Annotated in this window: 16 protein-coding genes; 2 read left to right on the top strand and 14 right to left on the bottom strand. The window is 31.1% G+C overall.

The features are described from left to right. The first annotated feature begins 53 nt into the window (after positions 1-53). A complete protein-coding gene (rpsT, locus tag NGI30_RS04725) occupies positions 54-305 on the top strand; it encodes a 30S ribosomal protein S20 (protein WP_251520387.1) in 252 nt (83 codons plus the stop codon). A gap of 41 nt (positions 306-346) precedes the next feature. On the opposite strand, the gene holA is transcribed toward rpsT, so the two are convergent. The 13 genes from holA to NGI30_RS04660 form a co-directional block, all read right to left on the bottom strand. Further along, entirely contained in the window at positions 347-1,321 is a 975-nt protein-coding gene (gene holA, locus NGI30_RS04720) for a DNA polymerase III subunit delta (protein ID WP_251520384.1), read from the bottom strand. A gap of 75 nt (positions 1,322-1,396) precedes the next feature. Then, on the bottom strand, positions 1,397-3,610 hold the full coding sequence (locus tag NGI30_RS04715; RefSeq protein ID WP_251942866.1) for a DNA internalization-related competence protein ComEC/Rec2: 2,214 nt from the start codon (positions 3,608-3,610) through the stop codon (positions 1,397-1,399). Positions 3,611-3,612: 2 nt separating this feature from the next. Continuing rightward, positions 3,613-4,074: a ComE operon protein 2 gene (locus tag NGI30_RS04710; protein ID WP_251520378.1), complete on the bottom strand. Its 462-nt coding sequence runs from the start codon at positions 4,072-4,074 to the stop codon at positions 3,613-3,615. Between the two features lie 63 nt (positions 4,075-4,137). Then, the gene (locus NGI30_RS04705; RefSeq protein WP_251520375.1) at positions 4,138-4,860 is read right to left on the bottom strand and encodes a helix-hairpin-helix domain-containing protein; all 723 of its coding nucleotides are present in this window, start codon (positions 4,858-4,860) and stop codon (positions 4,138-4,140) included. A gap of 52 nt (positions 4,861-4,912) precedes the next feature. Continuing rightward, complete coding sequence (locus NGI30_RS04700; protein WP_251942864.1) at positions 4,913-5,632, bottom strand: class I SAM-dependent DNA methyltransferase; 720 nt, start codon at positions 5,630-5,632, stop codon at positions 4,913-4,915. A 2-nt stretch (positions 5,633-5,634) separates the two neighbouring features. After that, the gene (gene rsfS, locus NGI30_RS04695; protein ID WP_251942862.1) at positions 5,635-5,988 is read right to left on the bottom strand and encodes a ribosome silencing factor; all 354 of its coding nucleotides are present in this window, start codon (positions 5,986-5,988) and stop codon (positions 5,635-5,637) included. Continuing rightward, the gene (yqeK, locus tag NGI30_RS04690; RefSeq protein ID WP_251520367.1) at positions 5,989-6,573 is read right to left on the bottom strand and encodes a bis(5'-nucleosyl)-tetraphosphatase (symmetrical) YqeK; all 585 of its coding nucleotides are present in this window, start codon (positions 6,571-6,573) and stop codon (positions 5,989-5,991) included. Beyond that, a complete protein-coding gene (nadD, locus tag NGI30_RS04685) occupies positions 6,554-7,135 on the bottom strand; it encodes a nicotinate (nicotinamide) nucleotide adenylyltransferase (protein ID WP_251520364.1) in 582 nt (193 codons plus the stop codon). The genes yqeK and nadD overlap by 20 nt, the downstream gene beginning before the upstream one ends. Continuing rightward, positions 7,135-7,425, bottom strand: coding sequence for a ribosome assembly RNA-binding protein YhbY (gene yhbY, locus NGI30_RS04680; RefSeq protein ID WP_251520361.1), 291 nt, complete (start codon positions 7,423-7,425; stop codon positions 7,135-7,137). Before yhbY ends, nadD begins: the two co-directional genes overlap by 1 nt. Positions 7,426-7,436: 11 nt before the next feature. Continuing rightward, the gene (aroE, locus tag NGI30_RS04675) at positions 7,437-8,234 is read right to left on the bottom strand and encodes a shikimate dehydrogenase (RefSeq protein ID WP_251520358.1); all 798 of its coding nucleotides are present in this window, start codon (positions 8,232-8,234) and stop codon (positions 7,437-7,439) included. Between the two features lie 13 nt (positions 8,235-8,247). Next, a complete protein-coding gene (gene yqeH, locus NGI30_RS04670) occupies positions 8,248-9,345 on the bottom strand; it encodes a ribosome biogenesis GTPase YqeH (protein ID WP_418129372.1) in 1,098 nt (365 codons plus the stop codon). A gap of 9 nt (positions 9,346-9,354) precedes the next feature. Then, a complete protein-coding gene (locus tag NGI30_RS04665; RefSeq protein ID WP_251942859.1) occupies positions 9,355-9,882 on the bottom strand; it encodes a YqeG family HAD IIIA-type phosphatase in 528 nt (175 codons plus the stop codon). 13 nt (positions 9,883-9,895) lie between these two features. After that, entirely contained in the window at positions 9,896-10,582 is a 687-nt protein-coding gene (locus tag NGI30_RS04660) for a 5'-methylthioadenosine/adenosylhomocysteine nucleosidase (protein WP_251942857.1), read from the bottom strand. Positions 10,583-10,824: 242 nt separating this feature from the next. Between NGI30_RS04660 and NGI30_RS04655 the strand changes: the two genes are divergently transcribed. Beyond that, positions 10,825-11,145 (top strand): hypothetical protein, encoded by a 321-nt coding sequence (locus NGI30_RS04655; protein ID WP_251942855.1) that lies wholly within the window; start codon positions 10,825-10,827, stop codon positions 11,143-11,145. A 272-nt stretch (positions 11,146-11,417) separates the two neighbouring features. Here the strand turns inward: NGI30_RS04655 and NGI30_RS04650 are convergent, their stop codons facing one another. Next, positions 11,418-11,801, bottom strand: coding sequence for an effector binding domain-containing protein (locus NGI30_RS04650; protein ID WP_251520343.1), 384 nt, complete (start codon positions 11,799-11,801; stop codon positions 11,418-11,420). Positions 11,802-12,109: the final 308 nt, after the last annotated feature.

The following is a 12,109-nucleotide window of genomic DNA, read 5'->3' as shown; positions in this document are numbered from 1 at the left end:
TTGTAATCAAATTTCTATTTGATAGAAAAGATCACTTTTAGGAGGTGACATAGATGCCAAACATTAAATCTGCAATTAAACGTGTTAAAACAACTCACACTGCTGAGGAACGTAATATCTCACAAAAAAGTGAAATGCGTACTGCTATTAAAAGAGCACATTCAGCTATCAACACAAACGCTGATAACAAAGATGAATTAGTAAGCTTTGCTTTGAAAAAAGTTGACAAAGCATCTCAACGCAACTTAATCCACAAAAATAAAGCTGCTCGCATCAAATCATCATTGATGACTGGTAGTAAATAATAAAAAAGTTCAAGCCTTAGCTTGAACTTTTTTTATTTGATTTAAAGTGAAAGTATGAACAATTCAAGGATTAAATGCTTATCCATATAGGATGATTTTAATTTATAATCAGTTTCTGCACAGCTATCTATTATATTTAACAAATCCTCTAATTGATAATATCTAGCTTGATTCAAAGCCAATTTAACTCGATATGGATGCACGCTAATCGTTTTCGCAATTTGTTGCCCACTATAGCCCTTTTGACTTAAAATCTTACTTTGATAAAACAAACGATAATTGCTCGTAATCAGTGCTAGTAATTTTATTGGTTCTTCTTTCATCGCAATTAAATCTTTTACAAGTTGAATTGCTTTATCTTTTTTATTTTTCTGAATGTAATCAGTAAGAAGGAACACATTCTGTTCAAGACTTCTATTAACAATTTGGTTAACATCCTGTTTGTTTATCGTTGGACGATCCCCTAAAAAAAGCATTAATTTTTCTAACTCTTGTTTCACTATATTATAGTTTACGCCTGTTAACTCAATAAATAAGTCTAATCCGTCTCTTTTAATGTCTTTATAATTATTATGTAATTGATTAAGAATCCATTTTTTTATTTCTTCTTCTGACATTTGTTCAATCTTTTTTAATTGGGCATTTTTCTTTAATGTTTTAACAAGCTTTTTTCTTTCATCTAGCTTTGTATTATAAACTTCAAAAATAATTAAACTTTCACCATCGTATTTTTCAATAAATTCCTTTAATGCTTCAAGATTATGATTAATATCTTTAGGTGGCTTTTCTCCAGTAAAGACAAAAGCATTTTGAATGAGTAATGCTTTTTGGGTTGAGAACAACGGCATTGTTAAGGCCTCTTCAATAATTTGTGAGATTTCTGTTTCATACAAATTAAATTTAACAAAGTTGAAATCATCTTTCGGTTCATCTAAATATTGGTCAATCAACTCTTCCGACTTCTTCTCGATTAATTCAGGTACTTCCCCATATAAAACGATTATATTTTCACTCATAAGTGGCACCCTTTCATCGCTAATACATACTTCGTCATTATATCATGTGTAATAATTTCTAACTAGATAAAATCATTATGATGCTTCGGTCTCAACTTGTAATTCCTCAGATAAAGTCACAGTTGTCTCACCTTCAGTTGAGGTCATAAAAATTTTTGAATGTAAACGCTGAAGTCGTTCTAAAACTTCATTGTTTGGTAAGTAATATATATTGTTTTTACCTACCGATATTAAACTAACTTTAGGTTCTACCTGATTTATAAATTGTTCACTTGAACTTGTTTTACTACCGTGGTGTCCAACTTTCAAAATATCAATATGAGAAATATTATATCTTTGCAAAAATTGTTGTTCATTATTCGTAGTCGCATCTCCCATTAATAAAATCTTATAGTGTTTATACTGGATATACGTAGTAATACTATGTTCATTAAGATCCTGCGATTGATTCATTGTTGTTTTACAAAATGTAATTTGTGCATCATCAAATTTAAAGGAAGATAATGATACATAGTCTATTAATTTGATGTGCTTTTGATCGCAGACGTGCTTTAAATGTTGTAATTGTATACTGTTATAACTAGCTGGATTTATAATAATATGTTCAATAGAGAAATGGTCAATTAAATAAAAGAGTTCACCGATGTGATCTTCATGTGGATGTGTTAAAACGAGGTAATTGATTTGATTTAGACCATGCTTTTTTAAAGTAGATAGTATATGGTATTTTGCTATATTATGGCTATTATGTCCTTTCTGACGCATCGCCTTTCCACCGGTATCTATTAAAATACTATGATGATGCGCGGTTTCAAATAGTAAAGCATCGCCTTGGCCAACATCTAACATAGTTAATCTATATTCATGGGGGATAGGTAGAATAGTAACCAATACATAAAGCGCAACATTCATCATAATAAATAACAAATAGCGTTTATAAGTATAAATAATCAACATAAATAAAATCAATAAAACTGCAATCACTACGTACAATTCACTAAGTTTTGGAATAAACCATTTAAAACGACTTAATAAATAAAATAACTCAATCATAAAATCATGAAAATTAAATAATATATTAACGAAATAAGTGAGAATGTTTATTTCAAAAGGAAAATGAACTGTTATAAAATATAAAATAATTATCGGGAAAAATAATAAACTATAAAAAGGGACGAAGAATAGATTTGCAAAAATTCCTATCCATTGAATTTGATTAAAATAGATTGCACTGATAATAAATGACCCTAATTGGGCAATGACCGTCATATGTATGAGCGCAAAAATAGGAGTCGTATTAGTGAAAATTGGTGAAGAAAATAATATACAAAAAGTGATTAAATAGGAGAACTGGAAACCAATATTATATATTAACGAGGGGTTCAACAAACTCAAAAATATAAAACTACAACCTAAAATATTCATTGAATTTTTAAAGATAAGGTCTTTAAACAATACGATACAAATAGCCCCACATATTGCACGTACCGCACTCGGAGCAAAATCAGTATAAATCGCATAAATTGGCAATATCATAACAATAATGGTGTTAATCAATATTAACGGTATCTTAAGTTTATTTAAGATGAAATACAATAATCCCACTATAATGCCTATATGTGTGCCACTCACTGCTAATAAATGATATATTCCTATTTCTTTAAATTTATCAATAATGTCTTCGTCCATTTTCAACGTGTCACCACTAATGTGAGCAATAATTCTTTCAGGTTTATTGAGTTGTGTCCCTTTCAACTTCTCATAAATATATTGCTTATGATGATTTAAAAGATTTAACAAACCTGCGTTATCTGTTGCTTTACAACTCTTGAAGTCCACATCATTAATAAATAAAAAAGGTTTACTATTTGGATCTTTATTATTCTGCTTTATCTTACCCTTAACGTTACAACTGCGATGTTGTAGAAACATTTGCACTTTACTTAAATCTTGATTATCTAGAAAATAGTAATATTTATATAAATCATCATTTACTTTGACTGTGCCTTGTAATTTATTATCTTTTATAAAGGCTTGGTTTAAAAATTGAACACTTCCATTAAAATCTTCGTGTGTCTTTATGTATGTTTGCTTTGAAATTGCTAAATTATAATGGTGTTGAAAATAAAAATAACTTACTATTGGAATAGTTAAAAGCAGTAAATATTGTTGCCATTTAAAATGTTTCCTAATGGCAACAAAGATTAATAATATAAAAACACATATAGCTAATAATTTAACGTGCACCCATAAGATACCTACTAATAATGCGATAGCGTAGTAGATCATTATTATTTATTTAATAAATATTGGGCTACGTGATGCTGGTCGAAAGGTATTTTTTTATACTCAATATTAGATTGATCTAATAATCTTATTGCATACTCATGATTATGATAATCTTCAGCGTAATAAATTGTTGTAATACCCGCTTGAATAATTGACTTCGTACAATTGAGACAAGGAAAATGAGTTACATATATCGTTGCTCCTTCAGTGGATACCCCTTGCTTGGCACATTGTAATAACGCGTTCATCTCTGCATGAATCGTTCTTATACAATGGCCATCCTCAATTAAACAACCTTCATCAATACAATGTACTTCGCCGGAAACTGAACCATTATATCCGCCAGCAATAATTCTATTATCTTTAACAATGGTCGCACCTACTGACAAACGCTGACATGTAGAACGTAATGCCAATAAGTGACTTTGAGCCATAAAGTATTCATCCCATTTTATTCGTTTCATGATGTTACCTCCAAAAATTTCATATACTCATAGATTAAATATATTTAAATCATTTTTCAATAACTAAACTGTGAAATAGTCTCGTAATTTTTCTAATGTCTTCTCACCAATACCTCTTATTTCAGTTAGTTGATCTACAGAATTAAAACTGCCTTCGTTGTCTCTATATTCTATTATCGCTTGTGCTTTTACTGGTCCGATACCAGGAACTTTCATTAAATCAGATTCTGTTGCATTATTTAAGTTTATTGTTTCACTGTTTTCAGATTTAGAAACATTACTAGTAGCAGCCACATCTTCTTGATGACCATCAATATTTCCACTTATTTGATTACTTTGTTCTCCTTTCTTAGGAATATAGACGAGTTTTTGATCCATAAGTTTTTCAGCAAGATTCACTTGACTTAAATCAGCATTACTTTTGGCTTGGGCTTTCGCTAAAAGTTGTTTAATTCGGTCCGTTGCTTTCATTTTATAGACGTCTGGTTTTTTTACTGCCCCTTTTATATCAACATAAATAAAATCATTTGTACTTTGCGATTCAGTTTGAGGCTGTTTTGGCGTATGTTTATTTTGTTGTGCAGACAATTCGTTCGTCGATGATGCTAAAGACGGGGTTTGATTCAAATTAAATTCATCCGTTTTTAGAGGTTCAGAGCTAGCATGATTAGAGTTAAACAAACTAGATATTAATAAAGCACACATCATTACTAAGGTGAGACTCAAAGCTATAATCAATTTATACTTTAAAATAAACGGTTTAATCTTCTCCCAATATCGTTGCATAAAAAAACACTCCTTTATACATTACACGTATAAAGAAGTGCTTTTACTTTATTTATTTTCTAACTATGAAAAATAAGCGCTCAGCTGCATTATCATCATGATGTTCTATTTCAAAGTCTACAAATGTATCTATTTTAGAAAAGCCTACTCGAGTAAGCATTTCTTTATATTTTGCTTCAGTAAATGTACGTTGGTAATGCGATTCATCAAAACGTTTATAGTTATGCTCACTTTGGTTAATAAAAAACGTCATGTCATGCCACACACTTAGAGGTTCTTCACCTCTAACAGCTTCCCATGCTAAGAATACATCTTCTGACTCATCAATATAGCTTTGATTATTAAATAATGTATTCATCTTATGAACTGTATGTACATCAAACATAAATGTACCTTCTTGGTCTAAATGTTTGAAGACATTATAGAATGTTGCTATGACATCATCTTCATTTGGCAAATAATTTAATGAATCACAAAATATCGTAATTACATCAAATTGTTTGTCGAGATTGAATTCAGTCATGTCACCTTCTATCCAGTTAACGTTATTAGATTTTTGAGTTGCCACGGATAACATATCAATGCTTAAATCCATACCGGTTACCTCATCAAAGCTTTCTAACAATGTTGTAAAACTACCGGTTCCACAACCTAAATCTAATATTGATGACTTTTTCAATGAAAAATGGTTTACGATGTCCAACCATGATTCATATGGTTGATCAAATGTTAATTGATCATAAAATAAACTCATTTCTTCATATTGAACCATAATTAATAAACTGCCTGTCTATAGGTTTCCAGAGGAACATCTTGATATAATTTCTCGATATTGTAATAACCACGTTCGTCTTTATGATAAATATGGACAACCACGTCAGCTAAATCGATAAGTATCCATCTTGCTTCGTTAAATCCTTCCATACGTTTTACATCAATGCCCGCTTCGTGTGCAGCATCTTTTACTGAACGTGCAATCGCTTGTACTTGTCTTTCATTGTTGCCGTGGCAAACGATAAAGTAATCTGTCATATCGCTAATACCGTTCATGTTTAAAGAAATAATATCTTCTGCTCTTTTACTCTCTGTCGCTTCGACAGCCATGTTTAATAATTGATCTGAATTCATTTAATCATCCTTTACTCTTTGGTCACTATAATTGTAATAATTCAAGCATCCAATGGTCGCGTCAAAAACATTGATATCCTTACTGATTAAGTGCAAGACAGTTCGCTTAGATATTTCATAAATTGTATTATCTAAGCTACCTTGATTGTATGCTAAATCTCGAATTTCTTCAATTCCTGGGGTCTGACGACCGGGTTCTATATAATCTGCAATAAACACAAGCTTTTCTGTTTTAGTCATTTGTGCACGGCCAGTCGTGTGATTTTCAATAGCTAATAAGACTTCTTCATCGCTGACACCATACTGTTCTTTCATAATTACAGCACAAACCGGCCCGTGTAAAATTTCTGAACCATAGCTCAGTAAATCACTATTAAGTTCATGTTGTCTGACGATTTGATACATTGAACCTAAGTCATCGTATTTACAATAGTCATGTAAAATACCTGCGAGTTCTGCTTTATCTTTATCACCATCATAGATATCCGCTAATTTAACCGCGGTTTCAGCTACTCTTAAAGAATGTTTATATCTTTTTTCTGGTAATTTATCTTCGATTAACTTTTTAGCTTTCTCTATTTTCATATAACCCTTCCTCTCTAATATAGCTTTCTACTGTTTGAGGAACTAGCATTTGGATGTTTTGATTATTTTTTACTCTTTCTCGTATAGAAGTTGAACTAATATCAATTCGTGGAATATTTATAGCTTTCATGCCACGTTCTACCTTTTGTGTTTCTTTTTCGCGATTTACGACGATGAAAGTTATCTTTGATTTTAAAGCATCAATCATATACCACTTATCTAATTGATTGTATTGATCAGTTCCTATAACAAAAAATACTTGTGCTTGAGGATATCGTTTAACGATATCATTTACTGTGTCATAAGTGTAACTTTGGCCTTTTCTTTCCAACTCGTCTAACCAAATTTCCCCAAAACCTAGTGTTTCGATTGCACCTTTGATCATGTTAACTCTATGTTCACCACTTAAATAATCATCATGTTTTTTAAGCGGAGACATATGACTTGGTAAAAAGACAAACTTTTCTGGTTTGATCTGAAAGTTCACTTCACTAGCAACTATTAAATGTGCGGTGTGAATCGGGTTAAACTGTCCACCGTACAATACAATTGATTGTGTCATTATGGTAATTGAATTTGTTTATTTTCTTGAGATTCTTTATATAGTACGATCATAGACCCGATAACTTGTACAACATCACTTTCAGTTGCTTTACTTAAGTCTTGAGCTAATTCATTTTTATCTTCAAAATTATTTTGCAATACGTGGATTTTAATTAATTCTCTTTTTTCAAGTGTTTCTACTAGTTGTTGCACCATGTTGTCATTGATACCAGATTTCCCTACTTGGAAAATTGGTTCAAGATGATGTGCTTTACTACGTAAAAATCTTTTTTGTTTTCCTGTTAACATATAAATCTCCTTTATAATCGTTTTAATACAGCTTGTTTCATCGTGTTTATATCAGGCATTTGACCCGACCATATTCTAAAACTTTCTGCGCCTTGAAACACAAACATATCTAACCCGTTATAAATTGGATTTCCCTTTGCTTCAGCTAGTTTTAAAATTGAAGTTTTAAATGGAATATAAACAATATCACTCACTAATGTATGAGAGGACAGATTGTCCAAGCTTATCACGACTTCTCGGTTATCTTTCATACCAATTGGTGTTGTGTTTATTACAATATCAAAGTTAGCTAATGAAGTTTCCGCTTCAGCTAGACTCATTTTGTTAATATCTAAGTGCCAGTTATCAAACCGACTTAATGTACGGTTTGCAACAGTAAGTTTTGGTTTCACAAATTGTTGCAATTCATTCGCGATGCCTTTACTTGCTCCACCTGCGCCAATTATTAAAATTTTCGCTTCTTCTAAATTTTCATAGGTTTGTCTTAGACCAGTTACATAACCTATTCCATCTGTATTATACCCAATCCACTTACCATTTTCGATATTAACAGTATTAACTGCGCCAACTGTTTTTGATTGGTCATCAATCTCATCCAAATATGGAATAATGCGTTCTTTATGAGGAATCGTTACGTTAAAACCTGCTAATCCTTTATCTGATATTATATCTTTAATGAGATGAAATTGTTGTTCCGGTATATTTAATGCTTCATATGATGAAGACGCACCTAAAGATTCGAAATTTGCATTGTGCATGACAGGTGATAATGAATGATCTATAGGGTGACCAATTACTGCGTATTTCATTTGATACCACACCTTACATGATAGAATTTCTTAATACTACATCAATGTTTTTAGGGACACGTACGATCACTTTGGCACCAGCATCAATCGTAATAAAGCCAAGCCCTGAAATCATTACGTCTCTCTTTTCTTTTCCTGTTTCTAGTCGAACAGCTTTAATATTTTCTAAATCGAAATTTTCAGTTTGATTAGGTGGGGATAATAAATCACCTAAATGATTTCGCCATAAGTCATTTGCATTTTCAGTTTTAGTACGATGGATATTTAACTCATTTGAGAAATAACAGATTAAAGGTCGTTTGCCACCGCTAACATAATCAATTCTTGCTAAACCTCCAAAGAATAATGTTTGCCCTTCATTTAACTGATAAATACGTTGTTTTATTTCCTTTTTAGGCATAATTGTTTTTAATTCCTGATCTGACACTAGATGAGTCATTTGATGAGACTGTATTACACCTGGTGTATCATACATAAAGGTTGTTTCATCTAGTGGGATATCAATCATATCTAATGTCGTTCCAGGAAATCTTGAAGTAGTAACAACGTCTTTCTCACCTACACTACGTTCAATCAGTTTATTTATTAAAGTTGATTTGCCGACATTTGTAGTGCCAACGATATAAACATCTTCATTATTACGATTCTGATTAATTGATTGTAACAAATCTTCAATACCTTCATTTTTCTCAGCTGAAATTAAGACAACCTCTTCTGCCTCTAGTCCGTATCGACGTGCAGTTTTTTTCAACCATTCTTTAACGCGACGTTTATTAATTTGTTTAGGTAATAAATCTATTTTATTAGCAACTAAAATAATTTTCTTATTGCCAACTATTCTTTTAATTGCATTGATAAATGAACCCTCAAAATCAAAAACATCTACTACATTTACAATTAAGCCTTTTTTATCTGCAAGTCCATTGAGTAAATTCAGAAAATCTTCACTGTCTAATCCAACATCTTGAACTTCATTATAGTTTTTCAGACGAAAACATCTCTTGCAAATGACGTCTTCGCGAAATAAATTATGTTCAGGCACATAACCAGGCGCATCAGGATTCTCAGATTGTAATGGCGCGCCACAACCTATACATTTTAATTCTTCTATTTCAGTCAATCAGTTTTCCTCCCATTTTATATAACCTTTTCGCTTAAAGTGATGCAATAATCTTCTTTCAACTATGCGATTAAATTTCGTAACAAAACCGTCTGTTTTTTTGATTGGCACAACCATAATTGTAAATAATCCACGACGATTCCCACCAAATACATCAGTCATCATTTGATCTCCAATTACTACGATGTCAGATGGTTGTAAATTCATACGTTGAATCGCTTGATTAAAAGCACGACCGCGTGGTTTTCTCGCTTCGAAGATGTAATCAACATTTAAATCTTCACAAAAATCAGCCACACGCTTTTCATGATTATTCGATACAATCGTTACCGTAATGCCAAGGTCATCTGCTTGTTTAAACCATTTCTTTATTGATTCAGTTGGTTGTAACTCATCCCAACCAACAAGTGTATTATCTAAATCTGTAATTATGCCTTTAAATCCTTGTTCAGCTAATTTATTAAAATCGATTTGATAAACCGATTGAACATATTCATTTGGCAAGAAATTTTTTTTAATAATTCCCATATCATTCACCTTTTTATATATTATTAATGAGTCGTACGACGATTTCACTAGACGATTTTGCTGCTTTACCTAAAAATTCTTCAAATGTTATTCCCGCATCTCCATCAGCTAAATCTGAAATGGCACGGGTAATAATAAATGGTGTATTGAATTGGTAACATGTCTGTGCAATCGCTGTAGCTTCCATTTCAGCTGCTAACGCTTCTGGAAAGTTACTTTTAATCTGTGTTTTTTGTTCGGGTGTACCAATAAAGCTGTCCCCACTGACAACCAAACCTGTTTGTGCAACAAGTTGACGTTGTTCAATAATTTGAACCGTTTTATCCAATAAACCAACGTTTGTTTGATAACTTTCTGGCATTTGAGGAATTTGGCCTATTTGATAGCCGAATGCACGAGCATCTGCATCATGATAACTTACTTTATCACTTACAACAATATCACCTACATTTAGCTTATCATCTAGAGCCCCCGCAGAACCTGTATTAATAATTACTTCAGGATTAAACTTTTCAATTAATAATGTGGTTGATATTGAAGCATTTACCTTACCAATACCACTTTGAGTAAGGACAACGTCTTTACCTTCGAGCTTACCTTTATAAAAATGAACATGGGCAATATTTATTTCTTCATATTCTGTTAATTTATTTTTTAAAATTGTAATTTCTTCTTCCATTGCACCAATGATACCTATCATTCACACTCACCTCATTAAATTAATCCTAACCTTGATTATTTTATCATATTTATGTAAATACCTCGATCATACATCTATAAATATAAAATAATAACCCATAAATGTTTTCCATACAATATAATGACAAAATGTTGAATCAAATTTGGTGCAAACGCTTACGACCTAACACTTTTGTTATATCACATCATTACCATTACTTTTATGCAAATTATATGGTTCAATAGTTGTAGGAGGTGTAACGTATGAATCAACGAAACGAACATGTTCTTTCTTCTATAAGTTATTTAAGTTTCTTTTTTGCACCAATTATTTTACCACTTATTGTAGGTATTGTAGCAAAAGGAGAAACATCTAGTCATGGTTTCAAAGCATTATTAAATCATATATTAACCGTAGTATGTTTCTACTTAGGCATTTTAGCTTTGGTAGGATCAGGTCCATTATTGCAAGATAGTGGATGGTTATTCTTTTTAGTGATCGTTATCGCTATTATATTATTAGCTTTAACAGTTTATTTATTTATATTAAACATAGTTAGAGGTATCAAATTGTTATTAGACTAAAAAACAAGACAAAAATTAATAACAAATTTCAATTAATAAAATTTTCATATCAAAAAAAGAATGCGAATCCCTTTTGTATAATTTAAAGGAAGTTCGCATTCTTTATTTACATTTAAATCTATTTTTATTTATCAAAAAATTGACCTAATTCTCGAAATGAAAGTACCCTTTTGAAAATCGTTATGATAACTGCTATAATACCTCTAGAAATCTTGAAAAGCAAAATTCCTAATTGAAAGATTAATACAAGAAGAACCTCGTTTTACAAAAAGCTAAAATAGATGTATAACAACTGATCCATCTTTTTTATATTCTTCACAATCAATATCATAACTTCTTTTAATTTTGTTTTCTTCTTCATCTTCCCAAATTCGTTTCCATACGGTTATAATTTCATCTTTTCCAGCACACTTATATTCAATACTCTTAGCAAAGTCAACCTCGAAAAATTTATCAGCCAAAATATCTTCTGTACACAAAGCTAACGAGTAATCGCCTTTATAATTCGACTCATAATCATAGTAAACTGCATATACCTTACCATTATAATCATCATTATTTTTATAAAAGCTATCCCACATCCCTAGAATTTTATTCATAATATCTTTATCTTCAAAATTATTTGTCCTAACAGTTTCATAAACATACAACTTCATAAAATAACCCCTTTCTTTTTATCTTACCAAAAAATTTACTTTATTGACATTAATCTTCGGAACCCTTAACAATCCCAAAACTTGTCGAATCGTGGGCTTAATAGCTCACGCTCTGCCAACATTCGTCTCCAAATTTAGTTAAGGGTACTTCTCACCATCAATAAATATTCTCGACATAAACTAAAAACTTTGAAAGTATCTCTAACTTTTAAAAATAGAGTCTAAAAAACATTTTCTTAATCGTGATTAAAAAATTGATAAAAAATTACTTATTAAATCTGTCCTTTTTTACCCTTAAAAACCACCTA

The sequence above is a fragment of the Staphylococcus sp. Marseille-Q5304 genome, from assembly GCF_943737015.1.
GTDB classification, from domain to species: Bacteria; Bacillota; Bacilli; order Staphylococcales; family Staphylococcaceae; genus Staphylococcus; species Staphylococcus hsinchuensis.
The sequence above is the reverse complement of the archived record's forward strand: the minus strand, read 5'-3'. Positions and strand labels throughout refer to the sequence as shown.